We start from the raw sequence: 16,927 nt of genomic DNA, 5'->3' as shown, positions 1-16,927 counted from the left end.
CTGAACGACAGCGCCAAAACCACAGACGCCCCGAAACCAACCGCATAGAACAGCCCGGAAAGCGTTCAACTTGGTGCAGCGCACAAAAACGTGCCACGGGTCCAAGACGACGGCACAGAAGGCATTCCCCCGTCCGCACAAGCCATCCTGCTACCGTTTCGAGAGCAACAAACAGGACAAAGCTACTGGCACGCACTTTGCATAAGTGAACCCATGGACCTTCATTGGTCTTCAGGCAGGCAGCACCCAACGGCGGGTGCCACCCACCTAACCGGACAAAGGCGTCCCCATCCCGCAAGGGCTCGTTCGCGAGCAGCCCTTGCGTGGTCGGGACGCCTTTTTTGTTTTTCGCTTCTGCATTTTGTTCGTTCTTCAACCGGAGCCCGTACCCCATGACCGACCTGCTGAAAACCCGCCTCAGCCGCCGCCGCGTACTGCAAGCCGCCGCCATCGGCGCGGTGGGCATCGACCCCGCGCTGCGTGCCGCCGTCTGGGCCCAGGGCTCGGACAAGCCCGAGAAAGAAGAAGTGAAGATCGGCTTCATCCCGCTCACCGACTGCGCCAGCGTGGTGATGGCCTCGGTGCTCGGCATCGACAAGAAGTACGGCGTGAAGATCGTCCCCAGCAAGGAGGCCAGCTGGGCCGGCGTGCGCGACAAGCTCTCCAACGGCGACCTCGACATGGCGCACGTGCTCTACGGCCTGGTCTACGGCATGCACCTGGGCCTGAGCGGCCCGAAGAAGGACATGGCCGTGCTCATGACCCTCAACAACAACGGCCAGGCCATCACGCTGTCGAAGAAGCTGGCCGACAAGGGCGCGGTCGATGCCGCCTCGCTCGCCAAGCTCATCGCCACAGAGAAGCGCGAATACACCTTCGCGCAGACCTTCCCCACCGGCACGCACGCCATGTGGCTCTACTACTGGCTCGCCTCCGCCGGCATCGACCCGTTCAAGGACGTGAAGAACATCACCGTGCCGCCGCCGCAGATGGTGGCCAACATGCGCGTGGGCAACATGGACGGCTACTGCGTCGGTGAGCCCTGGGGCCAGCGCGCCATCATGGACGGCATCGGCATCACGGCCATCACCACGCAGGACATCTGGAAAGACCACCCCGAGAAGGTGCTCGGCTGCACCGCCGAGTTCACGAAGAAGTACCCGAACACGGCGCGTGCCGTGACCGCCGCGATCCTCGAAGCCGGCAAGTGGATCGACGCCGGCCTGCAGAACAAGAACAAGATGGCCGAGACCATCGCCGACAAGAGCTACGTCAACACCAGCGTCGATGCCATCAACCAGCGCATCCTGGGCCGCTACACCAATGGCCTGGGCAAGAGCTGGGACGATCCCAACCACATGAAGTTCTACAACGGCGGTGCCGTGAACTTCCCGTACCTGTCGGACGGCATGTGGTTCCTCACGCAGCACAAGCGCTGGGGCCTGCTGAAGGAACACCCCGACTACCTGAAGGTGGCCACCGAGATCAACCGCATCGACATCTACAAGCAGGCCGCCGCCGCCACGCAGACGCCGGTGCCCAAGGACGCGATGCGCACCAGCAAGCTGTTCGACGGCTCGGTGTGGGACGGCAAGGACCCGAAGAAATACGCAGAGTCGTTCAAGCTTCATGCATAGGGAGAACAACATGGTCAGCGCCGTCTTTCATTCGCCCCTGGATACGTCCCTGCCTCCCTCTTCCTCTCCGCCGCGTGCGGGAGAAGGCCGGGGCGAGGCTGCGTCCAAAGTCGAGGCCGCCCCTCACCCCAGCCCCCTGCCCAAAGAGAAGAGGGAGCAAAAGCCGCCCATCGACCTGCGCGCCTTCTGGATGCGCGTGCTGCCGCCGCTCGTGGGCTTCGGTCTGCTGGTGCTGGTCTGGGAGCTGGTGGCCATGAACAGCACCACCGGCTTTCCCACCCCGCTTGCCACCTGGCAGCAGGCGCTCACGGTGTTCAGCGATCCGTTCTACAGCAAGGGCCCCAATGACCAGGGCGTGGGCTGGAACGTGCTGTCGTCGTTGCAGCGCGTGGCGCTGGGCTTCGGCCTTGCGGCGCTGGTCGGCATCCCGGCGGGCTTTGCCATCGGGCGCTTCGAGTTCCTTGCGCGCATGTTCAACCCGTTGATCAGCCTGCTGCGCCCGGTGTCGCCGCTGGCCTGGCTCCCCATCGGCCTGCTGGTGTTCAAGGGCGCCAACCCGGCCGCCATCTGGACCATCTTCATCTGCTCGATCTGGCCCATGGTCATCAACACTGCCGTCGGCGTGCAGCGCGTGCCGAGCGACTACATGAACGTGGCCAAGGTGCTGAACCTCTCCGAATGGAAGATCCTCACCAAGATCCTGTTCCCCGCCGTGCTGCCCTACATGCTGACCGGCGTGCGGCTCGCGGTCGGCACCGCGTGGCTGGTGATCGTCGCCGCCGAAATGCTGACCGGCGGCGTCGGCATCGGCTTCTGGGTGTGGGACGAGTGGAACAACCTCAACGTCGCCAACATCATCATCGCGATCTTCGTGATCGGCATCGTCGGGCTGGTGCTGGAGTTCGCGCTCATCAAGCTGGCTACTGCGTTCACGTTCGAAGAGGTGAAGTCATGAACGACGATTCGAAGTACATCGAGATCCATAACGTCGAGCAGCGCTTCAAGACGGCCAAGGGCAGTTTTCTCGCGTTGCGCGACATCAACCTGCACGTCGCCAAGGGCGAGTTCATCACGCTCATCGGCCACTCGGGCTGCGGCAAGTCGACGCTGTTGAACCTCATCGCCGGGCTGACGACGCCGACGCAGGGCGTGCTGCTGTGCGCCAACAAGGAAATCAAGGGCCCCGGCCCCGAGCGCGCGGTGGTGTTCCAGAACCATTCGCTGCTGCCCTGGCTCACCTGCTTCGAGAACGTGTACCTGGCGGTCGAGCGCGTGTTCGCGGCCACGGAGAGCAAGGCGCAATTGCGCGAGCGCACCGACGCGGCGCTGGCGCTGGTCGGCCTCACGCCCGCCGCGCAGAAGCGCCCCGGCGAAATATCGGGCGGCATGAAGCAGCGCGTGGGCATTGCGCGTGCGCTGTCGATGGAGCCCAAGGTGCTGCTGATGGACGAGCCCTTCGGCGCCCTCGACGCCCTCACCCGCGCCAAGCTGCAGGACGAGCTGCTGGCCATCGTGCAGAAGACGCACAGCACCGTGGTCATGGTCACCCATGACGTCGACGAAGCCGTGCTGCTGAGCGACCGCATCGTGATGCTCACCAACGGCCCGGCCGCGACCATCGGCGACGTGCTGGCAGTGAACATCGCGCGCCCGCGCAACCGTGTCGAGCTGGCCGAAGACCCGGCCTACGTGCACGCACGCAAGGCCGTCATCGACTTTCTCTACACGCGCCAGGCGCATGTGGAGAAAACCGCGGCCTGACGCAGCGGCACCCGGTCGGCCGGCGCCACGGCGCCCCCAAAGAAAATGACGGCGCGATGCTTCGGGCGCGCCGCCGGTCCTCGTTCGCTTGCTTGCTTGAATTCCAGGAAAGGTCCAGCCCCATGAAGAAACTCAAACTCGTGATGGTCGGCAACGGCATGGCCGGCGTGCGCACGCTCGAAGAGCTGCTGAAGATTGCGCCCGAGCTGTACGACATCACCGTCTTCGGCGCCGAGCCGCACCCGAACTACAACCGCATCCTGCTGTCGCCGGTGCTGGCCGGCGAGCAGACGGTCGACGAGATCGTGCTCAACAGCTGGGACTGGTACACCGACAACCACATCACGCTGCATGCCGGCAAGAAAGTGGTCGAGGTCGATCGCGTCAAGCGCATCGTTCGCGCCGTGGATTCGCAAGGCGGCGTTACCGAGGCCGTCTACGACCGCCTGCTGATGTGCACCGGCTCCAACCCCTTCATGCTGCCCGTGCCCGGCAAGGACCTGAAGGGCGTGATCGCCTACCGCGACATCGCCGACACCGACTACATGATCGAGACTGCGCGCACGCACAAGAACGCGGTGGTCATCGGAGGCGGCCTGCTGGGCCTGGAAGCCGCCAACGGCCTGATGCTGCGCGGCATGAACGTGACGGTGGTGCACGTCATGCCCTGGCTCATGGAGCGCCAGCTCGACGACGTGGCAGGCAAGCTGCTGCAGAAGTCGCTGGAAGACCGGGGCCTGAAGTTCCTGATGGGCGCGCAGACGCAGGACCTGGTGGGCGGTGAAGACGGGCGCGTCAAGACCATCCGCTTCAAGGACGGCACCGAAGTTGCCGCCGACCTGGTCGTCATGGCCGTCGGCATCCGCCCCAACGTCGAGCTGGCCGAGAAGATGCGCCTGCACTGCAACCGCGGCATCGTGGTCACCGACACCCTGCAGACCGTGACCGATGCGCGCATCTACTCGGTCGGCGAATGCGCGGCGCACCGCGGCATTGCCTACGGCCTGGTCGCGCCGCTGTTCGAGCAGGCCAAGGTCGCGGCCAACCACCTGGCGCAGTTCGGCATCGGCCGCTACCTCGGCTCGCTGACCTCGACCAAGCTGAAAGTGACGGGCATCGACCTGTTCAGCGCCGGCGAGTTCATGGGCGGCGAAGGCACCGAAGAAATCGTCATGAGCGACCCCTTCGGCGGCGTCTACAAGAAACTGGTCATCAAGGACGACAAGCTGGTCGGCGCCTGCCTCTACGGCGACACGGTGGACGGCAGCTGGTACTTCAAGCTGCTGCGCGACGGCCGCAGCGTGCACGACATCCGCGACAAGCTGATGTTCGGCGAATCGAACATCGGCGACACCGGCCACGAGGGCCACAACAAGGCCGCGAGCATGCCCGACGATGCCGAGGTGTGTGGCTGCAACGGCGTCAACAAGGGCACGATCTGCAAGGCCATCAAGGAAAAGGGCCTGTTCACGCTCGACGAGGTCAAGAAGCACACCAAGGCCAGCGCCAGCTGCGGCTCGTGCACCGGGCTGGTCGAGCAGATCCTGATGTTCACCGCGGGCGGCGACTACTCTGCCACACCGAAGAAAAAGGCCGTGTGCGGCTGCACCGACGTGAGCCACCAGGACGTGCGCGACGCCATCCGAAAGGAGCACTACCTGACGCACGACGAGGTGTACCGCAACCTCGGATGGCGCACGCCCAACGGCTGCGCCACCTGCCGTCCCGCCATCAACTACTACCTGATCAGCACCTGGCCGAAAGAGGCGAAGGACGATCCGCAAAGCCGCTTCATCAACGAACGCAGCCACGCCAACATCCAGAAAGACGGCACCTACTCCGTCATTCCGCGCATGTGGGGCGGCCACACCACGCCCGACGAATTGCGGCGCATTGCCGACGCGGCCGACAAGTACAAGATTCCGACCGTCAAGGTCACGGGCGGCCAACGCATCGACCTCCTGGGCGTGAAGAAGGAAGACCTGGAAGGCGTGTGGAAAGACATCGGCATGCCCTCGGGCTTTGCCTATGCCAAGTCGTTGCGCACGGTGAAGACCTGCGTCGGCAGCGAGTGGTGCCGCTTCGGCACGCAAGACTCCACGCAGATGGGCAAGTACCTGGAGCGCGCGCTGTGGGCCATGTACTCGCCGCACAAGGTCAAGCTGGCCGTGTCGGGTTGCCCGCGCAACTGCGCCGAGGCCGGCATCAAGGACGTGGGTGTGATCGGCGTCGACTCGGGCTGGGAGCTGTACGTGGGCGGCAACGGCGGCATCAAGACCGAAGTGGCGCAGTTCCTCGTGAAGGTGAAGACCAGCGAGGAAGTGATGGAGTTCACCGGCGCCTTCCTGCAGCTCTACCGCGAGGAAGGCTGGTACCTGGAGCGCACGGTGCACTACATCGGCCGCGTGGGCCTGGACTATGTGAAGAAAAAAATCCTCGAAGACGCCGAGGGCCGCAAGGCGCTGTGGGAGCGGCTGCAGTTCGCGCTCGACGGCGAACCCGATCCGTGGTTCGAGTCGGCCCAGGCGTCGGTCGACGTGCGGCAGTTCGAGCCGCTCTCGGCCTGAACGGCGAACGGAGAAACGCTTGAAACGAAGACACTTCATCGCCACCGCCGCGCTGGCTTCCCTGACGGGAGCAGGCGCCCACGCGCAGGTGGCCGACCTCAACGACGCCATCAACAAGGCGGGCCGCCAGCGCATGCTGTCGCAGCGCGCGAGCAAGGCCTACCTGGCATTGCTGCAGAAGGTGGAGCCGCGCAGTGCACAGCAGGTACTCGACAGGTCGATCGCGCTGTTCGAAAAGCAGCTGGGCGAACTCAAGGCCTTCGCGCCGAGCCCCACGATCCGCGGCACCTACGACGCACTCGACAGCAGCTGGAACGACTTCAAGCGCGAGCTCACCGGCGCCGCGCCCAGCAAGGAAGAAGCCGCCAAGGTCGTCAAGCTTGACGCCGCCGTGCTCGCGCTCGCGAACCAGGGCACCATGCAGTACGAAGCCGCCTCGGGCAAACCCGTGGGCCGGCTGGTCAACATCGCGGGCCGGCAGCGCATGCTGTCGCAGCGCATGGCCAAGTTCTGCCTGGCCGGAGCAATGCAGATCGACGCGGCCGGCAGCGCGGCCGAGATCGCGAAGTCGCGCACCGAATTCCTGGCCGCGCTGGAAATCTTGCGCAACGCGCCCGAAGCCACCGCGCAGATCCGCCAGGAACTGGTGCTGGCCGATGCGCAATGGATGTTCTTCAACCGGGGACTGCAACGCCTCGAAGGCACCGCTGCCTCGCCGGCCCTCATGTCCGACGTGTTCGTGACCAGCGAAAACCTGCTGGCCATCATGGACCGCGTGACCGGCCTGTATTCCGACCTCAAAACCTAGAGAGCCCACCATGAGCGAATGGAAAGCCATCTGCCGCATCGACGACATCCCCGTGCTCGGCGCCCGCCGCGTGGCGCGGCCCGTGGGCGTGGACGTCGCCGTGTTCCGCAACACCGAGGACCAGGTCTTTGCACTGCTCGACCGCTGCCCGCACAAGGGCGGCCCGCTGAGCCAGGGCATCGTGTTCGGCACCAGCGTGGCCTGCCCGCTGCACAACTGGGCCATCGGCCTGGACGACGGCTGCGCGAAGTCGCCCGACGAAGGCTGCACGCCGAAGTTCGCGGTGAAGGTGACGGACGGCGTGGTGCACCTGGATGCCACCGAACTGGCCACCCACGCCACCGACCTGCCCCGCCCCGTTGCCGGCCCGAAGGTCTTGTCCCCTCTCCCTCTGGGAGAGGGCTAGGGTGAGGGCAGCAGCGTGACCATCGCCAGCGCCGCGAGCCCCCACCCCCACCCTCCCCCGGGAGGGGAGGGAGCAATGCGCGAGACACGATCGACCTGCCCGTATTGCGGTGTCGGCTGCGGCGTCATCATCGAATCCGACGGCACGCAGATCACCGGCGTGCGCGGCGACCCGCTCCATCCGGCCAACTTCGGGCGACTCTGCACCAAGGGCTCGACGCTGCACCTCACGGCCAGCGCCACCGTCACGCGCCAGACCCGGCTGCTGCAGCCGATGCAGCGCCTCGTACGTGGCCAGGCGCCGGTGGCCATCGGTTGGGACACGGCCCTGGACAACGCCGCCAGCAAGTTCGCGCAGGTCATTCAAGAGCACGGCCCCGACGCCGTCGGCTTCTACATCTCGGGCCAGTTGCTGACCGAGGACTACTACGTCTTCAACAAGCTCGCCAAGGGCCTTGTCGGCACCAACAACGTCGACACCAACTCGCGCCTGTGCATGAGCAGCGCCGTGGCCGGCTACAAGCAGACGCTGGGCGCCGACGCGCCGCCGGCCTGCTATGACGACCTGAAGCATGCGCAATGCCTGTTCATCGTGGGCAGCAACACCGCGTGGGCGCACCCCATCTTGTTCCGCCGCATCGAGGACGCGAAGGCCGCCAACCCGGCGCTGAAGATCATCGTGGCCGATCCGCGCCGCACCGACACGGTCGAAATTGCCGACCTGTTCCTGCCGATCCAGCCGGGCACCGACGTGATGCTGTTCAACGGCATGCTGCACCTGATGCTGTGGGAAGGCTGGACCGATGCGAAGTACATCTCCGCCCACACCAGCGGCTTCGACGCGCTGAAGGCCACGGTGCGCGAATGCACACCCGACAAGGTGGCGCAGGTCTGCGGCATTTCGAAAGACGATCTGCTGGCGGCCGCGCGGCTGTTCGCCACATCGCCCGCCACGCTGAGCCTGTATTGCCAGGGCCTGAACCAGTCGTCCAGCGGCACCGCGAAGAATGCGGCGCTGATCAACCTGCACCTGGCCACCGGCCAGATCGGCAAGCCCGGCGCCGGCCCGTTCTCGCTCACCGGCCAGCCCAACGCGATGGGCGGGCGCGAGGTCGGCGGCCTGGCCAACCTGTTGAGCGCGCACCGCGACCTGGGCAACCCCGAGCACCGCGCCGAAGTGGCCGCGCTGTGGGGCGTGCCCTCGGTGCCCGAGAAACCGGGCAAGACCGCCGTCGAAATGTTCCAGGCCGCCGCCGACGGCGAGATTCGCGCGCTGTGGATTGCCTGCACCAACCCCGCCCAGTCGATGCCCGACCAGGCCACCGTGCGCCGCGCGCTGGAGCGCGCCGAGTTCGTGGTGGTGCAGGAAGCCTTTGCCACCACCGCCACCTGCGCCTTCGCCGACCTGCTGCTGCCCGCCACCACCTGGGGCGAGAAAAACGGCAGCGTGACCAACAGCGAACGCCGCATCTCGCGCGTGCGCCCTGCCATCGCCGCGCCCGGCGAAACGCGGCACGACTGGTCGATAGCGACCGATTTCGCGCGCCGGCTAGAACAATGCCTGGGCCGCACGCACTCGCTGTTTCCCTACGCCACGGCCGAATCGGTCTGGAACGAACACCGCGAAACCACCCGCGGGCGCGACCTCGACATCACCGGCCTGAGCTACGCGATGCTCGACGACGCCGGCCCGCAGCAGTGGCCGCTGAAGGAAGGTGAAAGCACCGGCCGCGCGCGCCTCTACGAAGACGGCGTGTTCCCCACGCCCGACGGCCGCGCCCGCTTCGCCGACACGCCCTACAAGCCCGTGGCCGAGGCCCGAGAAGCGCGCTACCCCTTCTCGCTGAACACCGGCCGCCTGCGCGACCAGTGGCACGGCATGAGCCGCACCGGCACCGTGGGCAAGCTGTTCGGCCACGTGTCCGAGCCCATGGTGCAGATGAATGCGCAGGACATGGCCCGCCGCCAGATCAAGGACGGCGAACTGGTGCACCTGACCTCGAAGCGCGGCTCGATCTTGTTGCCCGCGCGCGCCAGTGCCGAGATCGGCATGAGCCAGGCTTTCGTCGCGATGCACTGGGGCGAGGAATACCTGAGCGGCTGCTCGTCGACCGGCACGCGGCTGGCCGGCATCAACGCGCTCACCACGCCGGCCTTCTGCCCCACGTCGAAGCAGCCCGAGCTGAAGCACACGCCGGTGAAAATTCTCAAGGCCGAGCTGCCGTGGTCGCTGCTGGCCATGGCCTGGCTGCCGTCCGATTCGGCACTGACCGCGCACCGCGCGCTGCAACCGCTGATGGCGCTGTTTCCGTTCGCGGCCTGCGTGCCCTTCGCGGGCAACACGGCCGGTGCCGAACGCAGCGGCCTGCTGTTTCGCGCCGCCGGGCACGATGCACCCGCCGATGCGCTGCTGGAGCAGATGGAATCCCTGCTCGGCCTGCAGGGCACCGACACCCTGCGCTACGCCGACCGCCGTCGCGGCCAGCGCCGCTCGGTGCGGCTGGTGCGCCGCGCCGACCAGAGCGCCGGCCTCGAAGCTTTCCTGCTGGCGGGCGACACCAGCGCCGAAGCGTGGATCGCGACGCTGCTGCGCGAAGAGTTGCCGGCGCAGAGCTACGGCCGCCTGCTGCTGTCTCCGGGCGCACGCGCGCCGCTGGCGGTGCAGTCGCGCGGAAAGCCCGTGTGCACCTGCTTCAACGTGACCGACCTGGCAATCCAGGCCGAACTGGGCCGATGCGGCGGCAGCGCCGACGAGCGGCTGGCTGCGCTGCAGGGCACGCTGAAGTGCGGCACCAACTGCGGGTCGTGCATTCCGGAGTTGAAGCGCATGGTGCGCGAGCAGCCGCAGCCGCAAGCGCTGGTGCCCGCGGCCTGATCGATGCTCAGTAGCGCAGCCAGGTGCCCTTGAGCGCCGCCTGCCCCACGCCGGGCTTCGAGAAGTCGCAGACACCCTCGGGAAAGATGGCCGCCAGCCGCAGCTTCTCGGGCCCGGTGAAAGTCGCGGGTAGAAAATCTTCCTCGCGCACCGGCTTCAGCTGGCACTTGACCACGTTGTCCGCCAGCGGACCGCCCGCCACCATGCGCGGCGGCGGTGTCTTCGGATAGAGCGCATTGCACTGGCCGGCGTCGTTGAAGGTCGCCGCTTCCTTGTAGCGCGCGCTGTTGCGCACATCCCAGCAGGAGTCCACGGCATCGGCCGGCTTGTGGCGCGCCACCTTGTCGGCGCTCAGCGGCGCGGGGTCGTCGACCATGGCGTCGAGCCATTGCGTCATCAGGTCCAGCCTTGCGAACAGGGTGTCGTGCAGCAACGTTTTCAGGGGCTGCACCTGTCCCGGCAGGCCTATCAAAGCGGCCAGTTGCGGATTCGGAAACAACCAGATCACCTGGTTGTCCGTGCGGCCGTTGGCCTGCATCAATTGCTCGCGGATCTTGAGGTCGTTGTAGATGGTGTGGATGTCCGCGCCCGGCTCGGCATAGGGATGCAGGCTGAGCAGCGGTACGGTGGCCAGCCCGCCCCCGCCGCTGCCGATGCGGCCCAGCGTGTAGGCGCGTTGCAGCGCCTCGGTGTCGGCCACGGTGCGCTGCGCGGCGATGTTGCCATCGGCGTCATAGCCGCCGACCTTCTCGTTCAGGTCGAGAAACTCGGTGACGCTGATCGCGCCTTTCTTCAGGCCATCGAGCCCATAGGCAATGCCCACGTTGTCGAGCGGCCGGCGCGCAAAGCCGGTTGCTGCATCGCGGCCCAGCGTGTTGACGTTGATGTCGTACACCGTACAGCGCGCGCCCGTCGGGTTGCTTGCCGGGTTGTAGACCAGCGTCGCATCCGTCAGGCCGCAGGCCGGCGATACCGAGCCGCTGGTGGCCAGCACGGCATCGCCATTGCCGACGCTCCAGGTCTTGCAGGTGCCCTTGCGATGGCCTTCGACCGCCAGGCGCTTCGCATCGCTGAACGGATACCCGGGGCTTGCCGGATTGGTGAAGTAGGTGTCGAGCAAGCGGCAGTCGGACACCGCCAGCGCGGTGCTGAACACATCGGGAAAGGCCGCGTCGGGCATCAGCCCGTCGAGAATGCCCGGGTAGTTCTGCGCAATCAGCATCTGCTGTATCGCGCCGCCCGAGCCGCCCATGCCCAGCATCCAGCGCGGCAGGCCGTAGTGCTTGGCGATGTGCTCGCGCAGCATCATCGCGGTCTCGGCCGCCAGCACGTCGTTGACGTTGACCTTGTTGATGTTCAGCGTCGACATCACGTAGGCGTAGCCCTTCTGCAACGACTGGATGTTCTGCTGGTCGATGTCGTCAGGCTTGAACACGTCGTTCAAGGTGTTGGAGCCCTGGTTGTACTGCGCGGCCGTCGACTCGCCGAAGCGGAAGACGATGCGCCGGTTCCAGCCGGCCGGGCTCCATCGCCCCGCCTCGGCCGGATCGTCGAGCACCGCGATGCGGTAGATCGAGCGGTTGATCGTGCCGGACTCGACACGCACGATGAAGGGCACGGTCTTGCCCTCCAGCGTGGTCGTGGTGGCGAGGTCGGCCGGGCGCGGGCCCAGCGGATCGGCCAGCACCTTGCGCACGCCGGCGGGCGTGAAGTAGAACCAGTCGAAGGTGGCGGCAACCGAGCAGTCCGCATCCAGCGCCGGCCCCAGGTTCGAGGCCACCGTGCGGCATTCGAAGGGCTTCAGCTGCGGCCCCGAGAACACCGGGCCGGTGATCGGATGGTTGGTCACGGCCAGTTCTCCGGCTGCGTCGGCCGCACCGGTCACTTTTGCGCCGACCTTCGCGGCCAGCGTGTTGCCACCCAGTGCAAGCCCCGTCACCAGGCCGCGCAGCGAGCGGCCACCGGGCTGGGCCGCAAAGGCCGCGGTCACGTCTTCGCCGTTGCGCGTCACGCGCACGTCGGTGGCGGCCACGCCTTCGGGCAACGTCACTTCGAGCAGCGTGTCGCCACCGGTCACCATGTCCGCGCGGCCCGACAAAGTAGTCAGCGCAATCTTGCCCACCGAAACCGGTGGTGCCGGCGGTGCGGGATCACCCGTGCCGCTGCCCGGCATCGGAAAGCCGGGCCATGCCGAGCCACCGCCGCTCCCGCCTCCGCAACTGCCCAGCAGCAACGCGGCGAGCGTCATTGCAGCGGGCCACAGCAAGCGTCGCGAAGCGGGCGCGAAGGTCGTCATCTCTTGTCTCCAGCGGGAAAGCGAAGGCACGACTCTATGCAAACGGGTGCCGCATATCTGTCAGATAAACGGGTGCCGCTCCTCGGGGAAACACGGATGCCGGAGCGGGTTTGCCCGCCTCCACGCGCGCAGGCAGGCGCCACATAATTCCAGCGTTGGTTGCAGCCCTGCGCGAAGACGCCATCGGATGGGCAGAAGAAAGAGATGAGACAAACACCCAACAGCGCACCGTTCGACATGCAGTCCGTTCCGTTCCGCGGCATCGTGGAGCAGTCGGTCGCGGGCATCTACATCCTGCAGGACGAGCACTTCCAGTACACCAACGCCACCTTCGCGGGCATGGCCGGCTACTCCAACGACGAAGTGCTGGGCAAGCCGCTGCGCGAGTGCGTTCCCGGCTACTACGTGGCCGAAGTGATGGACCGCTACAAGCGGCGCATTTCCGGCGAAGTGAAGAGCATGCACTTCGTCACGCACGGGCTGCACCGCGACGGCAACGTGGTGCACATCGACGTGCATGGGCAGGCCATGCAGTTTCGCGGCCGGCCTGCCGTGGTAGGCGTGGGCGTGAACGTGAGCGGGCAGATACAGCGCGATGCTGAGTTGCTCGAATCGCGCCACGAGTACCGCGAGCTGGCCTCCAGGCTCAACACCATGCGCGAGCAGCAGCGCGCCGAATACGCACGCGAGGTGCACGACGTGCTGGGCGGCCTGCTCACCTCGATGAAGCTCGACGTGGGCCGTATTGCGCGGCGCTCCCGCTCCACCGCCGTGCGCGGCATTGCCGCCGACCTCAATGCCCTGCTGGTGGAAGCCATCGACAACGTGCGCGAGCTGTCGGAGTCGATGCGGCCGCAGGCGCTCGACCACCTGGGCCTGGGCGCGGCCATCGCGGCGCACCTGAAGCGCTTTCGCGAGCGCTCCGAATTGCGCGTGAGCCTGCAGCCACCCGAGTTCGACATCGACCTGCCGCGCTGGCGGTCGATTGCCGTGTTCCGCATCTTCCAGGAGGCGCTGACGAACGTCGCACGGCATGCGCGCGCGTCCAGCGTCGCGGTCCGGTTCCGGCGCACCGATGCGGCCTTCTGGCTGGAGATCGAGGACGACGGCGTCGGCTTCCACACCCGCGCCGACGCCGGCCTGCAGGCGCAGCGGCAATCGATGGGCCTCATCTCCATGCGGGAGCGAGCTTACGAACTCGGCGGCACGCTGACGATCGACTCGGCCCCGCACTTCGGCACGCGCGTCGTCCTGCAGGCGCCGATCGTCGCGAGCCCGCTCGTTCGCTCGTGACCAGCCTGCTCATCATCGACGACCATGCGATGTTCCGCTCGGGGCTGCGCAAGGTGCTGCAGGACGCGCCGGAGATCACGCGCATCGAGGAAGCCGGCGACTGGCGCGGCGGCCTGGCCTGCTTGGAGGCGCAACCGACCGACGTGCTGCTGCTCGACATCAACATGCCCGGGTGCAGCGGGCTGGACCTGATCGGCCCGATCCGCGAGCGCTTCCCGGCACTGCGCATCATCATGCTGAGCATGTACTCGGAGCCGCAGTACGCGGTGCGCGCGCTGCGCAACGGCGCGCACGGCTATGTGGCGAAAGACATGGAGGCCGACGACCTCATTGCGGCCATCCGCATCGTGCGCCGCGGCAGGCAGTTCATCGCGCCGTCGATCACGCGGGCGCTCATGGACAACACGCAGGGCCTCACGCCCGATCCACGGCCGCATGAGCGGCTGTCGTCGCGCGAATCGGAAATCCTGCGGATGATCGTGCTCGGCGAATCGCTCACGGCCATTGCCGACCGCCTGACGATCAACGTCAAGACCGTGAGCACCTACCGGCGCCGCCTGCTCGAGAAGATGGGCCTGGGCTCGAATGCCCAGCTGGTGCAGTACGCGGTGCACCACCGGCTGGTGGACTGAGCGGGCATTCGCGTCATCGAAATCTGACAGCCGACGCCCGGGTTTCCGACTTGTGGCGCGGGGGTTGCCTCCCTAGCATGTGTGCGGACCGCGGGCCGACGGCCCGTGCCTGCAAGAACAACAATCGAGGAGACATCCCAATGAGTTCATGGAAACAGATCGCCGCCTGCACCGCGGGTGCGATCGTGATTGCCGCATGCGGTGGCGGCAGCGGCGGTGGTGGTGGTGGTGGCGGTTTTCCGTTCATCGCCACATCGCCTCCCCCATCGTCCGGGCCCGCCACGCCGCCGGCATCGAAGATAGCGCTGCAGGTGCTGTCGAGCCAGCCGGAGCATGTGTCGGGCGGAGACGCGCGCATCGCGGTGCTCGCGCCGCCGGCCGATCAGGCACAGGTCGAGCTCTGGCTCAACGGCGCGAAGATCAGCCCCGCGCTCGCATCGGGCGCCGACCGGCTCGAAGGCGTCGTGACCGGACTGAAGCTGGGCGCCAACACGCTGGAGCTGCGCCACAAGACGCGCGGCAAGCTCGACACGCTCACGCTCACCAACCACCCGATCACCGGGCCGATGTTCGCCGGGCCCAAGCAGGAGCCCTTCGTGTGCTCGGTGCTCACCGAGCTCGGCAAGGAGCCGCTGGTCGACACCACCGACACCAAGTACTACGCCGTGCATGACGCGGGCGGCGCCACCATCGGCTACAGCCAGCACTGCTCGATCGACTCCTACGTGCAGTACTACTACATGCCCGTGGGCGGCACCAGCCACAACAACTACCAGCCGATGCCTGCCGACGGCTCGCGCCCGCCCAACATCGCGAAGACGACACTGACCGACGGCCGTGAGGTCGACTTCATCGTGCGCTGGGAACGCGGCACCATCAACCGCTTCATCTACCAGTACGTGATGCTCGCGCCGTTCGGCGAAGACCCGGCCAAGCCCGACACCAGCCTGTGGAACCGCAAGCTGGTCTATCACTTCCAGGGCGGCGTGGGCTTCGGCCACTACCAGGGCGGGCCCGACAAGCGCGCCGGGCTGGTCGATGCCATCGGCAAGGGCTACGCCATTGCGTATTCCACCGGCAACCGCACGGGCGAGCACTACGACATGATCCTCGGCGGCGAAACCGCGCTCATGACCAAGGAAGGCTTCGTCAAGCGCTACGGCGTGCCGAGCTACACCGTGGGGCTGGGCGCATCGGGCGGCGGCATCCAGCAGTACCTGTATCCGCAGAACCATCCCGGCCTGATCGATGCGGCCATTGCCGTGCAGCCCTATCCCGACATGGTGGGCCAGATCCCGCACGTGGGCGACTGCGAGCTGCTCGAGTACTACATGGACGTCACGGACCGCAACAACCCGACGGCCAAGTGGACCAGCGACATCAAGAACAGGACCTGGCTGGTGGGCTTCAACGCCGAACAGAGCGTGGCCAATCCGTTCATCGGCCTGCAGGGCCTCTTGCCCAACGTGAAGATGGCCAGCGGCTCCACCGAATGCCGCAAGGCCTGGATGGGCCTGACCGCCGGCGCGATGAATCCGAAGTTCGACGCCGACGGCATCATGGCCAAGGGTGCCGCGCGCATGAACATGGCGGCCTTCGGCGCGATTCCGTTCAGCCACTACGACGACGTGCGCAACATCTACGGCATCGGGGCCGACGGCTATCCGCGTTCGACCTGGGACAACGTGGGCGTGCAGTACGGCCTGCAGTCCATGAAGGACGGCAAGATCTCGCCCGCCGAATTCGTCGACCTCAACTTCAAGGTGGGCGGCTGGAAGCGCATGAGCGAAATGGTGCCGGAGGGCTTTCCCTACAACGGCACCGGTCCGACAGAGGTGCAGAAGGTCATCGCCGATGCGAGCTACTTCGATCCCTGGGGCAGCCGCAACATGAACCAGTGGAACGCGGCCACGCCCAACGTGCCGGCACCGCGCACCCACGGCGACCTGGACGCGATCAAGGCCATGCAACGCTCGGGCCTCGTCTTCACCGGCAAGACCGACATTCCCACCATCGACTGGCATCCCTACCTGGAGCAGAAGCTGAACATGCACAACGTGCACCAGTCCTTCGCGATCCGCCAGCGCATCCGCGGCAAGATGGGCGGCTCGGACCACCAGGCCATCTGGTTCACGGAAACGCGTGGTGCCGCCTCCGAGTTCGACCAGACCCCGATGGCGTTCGAGGTGATCGACGAGTGGATGGCGAAGATCCGCGCCAACCCCACGCGCACGGTGGCCGACAACCGCCCCGAGCGCGCCATGGACAGCTGCTTCGACAAGGACGGCGCGCTCATGGCCAAGGGCGCCGGCGTCTGGGACGGCGTGCTCGACACCCGGCCCCGTGGCGTCTGCACGCAGGCGTTCCAGATGTACGGCACCTCGCGCATCGTGGCCGGCGGGCCGATCGAAGGCGGCATCTTCAAGTGCGCGCTGAAGTCGGTGGACACGGCCCTGAACGACGGCACCTACGCGCCATGGGTACCGAACGCCACCGACATCCAGAAGCTGCAGGCCACCTTCCCCGAGGGCGTTTGCGACTTCAGCAAGCCTGGACAGGGCGCGCCGGGCTGACCGGGCCGCCCTTCGATTCCCTCCAAGCCACCGTCCGCGGTGGCTTTTTTTATGGGCTTTGACCCGTCCTGACCTGGGTT

The 16,927-nt window shown here is 66.6% G+C and carries 11 protein-coding genes; 10 read left to right on the top strand and 1 reads right to left on the bottom strand.

The genetic code is table 11. The features are described from left to right. Positions 1 to 392 precede the first annotated feature (392 nt). The 7 genes from DBV14_RS27890 (at position 393) to DBV14_RS27860 (ending at position 10,053) form a co-directional block, all read left to right on the top strand. Positions 393 to 1,637 carry a CmpA/NrtA family ABC transporter substrate-binding protein gene (locus DBV14_RS27890; RefSeq protein WP_124464287.1) on the top strand — a complete coding sequence of 415 codons (1,245 nt, stop codon included), beginning with the start codon at positions 393 to 395 and terminating at the stop codon, positions 1,635 to 1,637. A 10-nt stretch (positions 1,638 to 1,647) separates the two neighbouring features. Beyond that, positions 1,648 to 2,592 carry a nitrate ABC transporter permease gene (gene ntrB / locus DBV14_RS27885; RefSeq protein WP_124464285.1) on the top strand — a complete coding sequence of 315 codons (945 nt, stop codon included), beginning with the start codon at positions 1,648 to 1,650 and terminating at the stop codon, positions 2,590 to 2,592. Then, on the top strand, positions 2,589 to 3,398 hold the full coding sequence (locus DBV14_RS27880; protein ID WP_124464283.1) for an ABC transporter ATP-binding protein: 810 nt from the start codon (positions 2,589 to 2,591) through the stop codon (positions 3,396 to 3,398). Before ntrB ends, DBV14_RS27880 begins: the two co-directional genes overlap by 4 nt. Before the next feature lie 122 nt (positions 3,399 to 3,520). Then, positions 3,521 to 5,965, top strand: a complete 2,445-nt coding sequence (nirB, locus tag DBV14_RS27875) for a nitrite reductase large subunit NirB (protein ID WP_124464281.1) — start codon at positions 3,521 to 3,523, stop codon at positions 5,963 to 5,965. Between the two features lie 19 nt (positions 5,966 to 5,984). Next, positions 5,985 to 6,773 carry a type IV pili methyl-accepting chemotaxis transducer N-terminal domain-containing protein gene (locus DBV14_RS27870; RefSeq protein ID WP_124464279.1) on the top strand — a complete coding sequence of 263 codons (789 nt, stop codon included), beginning with the start codon at positions 5,985 to 5,987 and terminating at the stop codon, positions 6,771 to 6,773. 10 nt (positions 6,774 to 6,783) lie between these two features. Beyond that, entirely contained in the window at positions 6,784 to 7,179 is a 396-nt protein-coding gene (nirD, locus tag DBV14_RS27865; protein ID WP_124464277.1) for a nitrite reductase small subunit NirD, read from the top strand. Between the two features lie 75 nt (positions 7,180 to 7,254). Beyond that, complete coding sequence (locus DBV14_RS27860; RefSeq protein WP_124464275.1) at positions 7,255 to 10,053, top strand: nitrate reductase; 2,799 nt, start codon at positions 7,255 to 7,257, stop codon at positions 10,051 to 10,053. 7 nt (positions 10,054 to 10,060) lie between these two features. On the opposite strand, the gene DBV14_RS27855 is transcribed toward DBV14_RS27860, so the two are convergent. Continuing rightward, positions 10,061 to 12,349: a DUF6351 family protein gene (locus tag DBV14_RS27855; RefSeq protein WP_124464273.1), complete on the bottom strand. Its 2,289-nt coding sequence runs from the start codon at positions 12,347 to 12,349 to the stop codon at positions 10,061 to 10,063. Positions 12,350 to 12,553: 204 nt separating this feature from the next. Here DBV14_RS27855 and DBV14_RS27850 point away from each other — a divergent pair, with 204 nt between their 5' ends. The 3 genes from DBV14_RS27850 to DBV14_RS27840 all read left to right on the top strand — a co-directional run bounded on the left by DBV14_RS27850 (position 12,554) and on the right by DBV14_RS27840 (position 16,847). Continuing rightward, positions 12,554 to 13,642, top strand: coding sequence for a PAS domain-containing sensor histidine kinase (locus DBV14_RS27850; protein WP_124464271.1), 1,089 nt, complete (start codon positions 12,554 to 12,556; stop codon positions 13,640 to 13,642). Continuing rightward, a complete protein-coding gene (locus DBV14_RS27845) occupies positions 13,639 to 14,274 on the top strand; it encodes a response regulator transcription factor (RefSeq protein WP_124464268.1) in 636 nt (211 codons plus the stop codon). The genes DBV14_RS27850 and DBV14_RS27845 overlap by 4 nt, the downstream gene beginning before the upstream one ends. 140 nt (positions 14,275 to 14,414) lie before the next feature. Then, positions 14,415 to 16,847, top strand: coding sequence for a DUF6351 family protein (locus DBV14_RS27840; protein WP_124464266.1), 2,433 nt, complete (start codon positions 14,415 to 14,417; stop codon positions 16,845 to 16,847). Positions 16,848 to 16,927: the final 80 nt, after the last annotated feature.

Source organism: Variovorax sp. KBW07 (genome assembly GCF_003852515.1).
GTDB lineage: Bacteria > Pseudomonadota > Gammaproteobacteria > Burkholderiales > Burkholderiaceae_C > Variovorax.
This window is presented reverse-complemented; position numbering and strand designations above follow the sequence as displayed.

Bases quoted from the DNA above. Each gene is read 5' to 3' on its own strand.
- DBV14_RS27890 (WP_124464287.1), top strand. From the start codon at position 393: ATGACCGACCTGCTGAAAACCCGCCTCAGCCGCCGCCGCGTACTGCAA.
- DBV14_RS27880 (WP_124464283.1), top strand. From the start codon at position 2,589: ATGAACGACGATTCGAAGTACATCGAGATCCATAACGTCGAGCAGCGC.
- DBV14_RS27850 (WP_124464271.1), top strand. From the start codon at position 12,554: ATGAGACAAACACCCAACAGCGCACCGTTCGACATGCAGTCCGTTCCG.
- DBV14_RS27840 (WP_124464266.1), top strand. From the start codon at position 14,415: ATGAGTTCATGGAAACAGATCGCCGCCTGCACCGCGGGTGCGATCGTG.
- nirD (WP_124464277.1), top strand. From the start codon at position 6,784: ATGAGCGAATGGAAAGCCATCTGCCGCATCGACGACATCCCCGTGCTC.
- DBV14_RS27860 (WP_124464275.1), top strand. From the start codon at position 7,255: ATGCGCGAGACACGATCGACCTGCCCGTATTGCGGTGTCGGCTGCGGC.
- ntrB (WP_124464285.1), top strand. From the start codon at position 1,648: ATGGTCAGCGCCGTCTTTCATTCGCCCCTGGATACGTCCCTGCCTCCC.
- nirB (WP_124464281.1), top strand. From the start codon at position 3,521: ATGAAGAAACTCAAACTCGTGATGGTCGGCAACGGCATGGCCGGCGTG.
- DBV14_RS27855 (WP_124464273.1), bottom strand. From the start codon at position 12,349: ATGACGACCTTCGCGCCCGCTTCGCGACGCTTGCTGTGGCCCGCTGCA.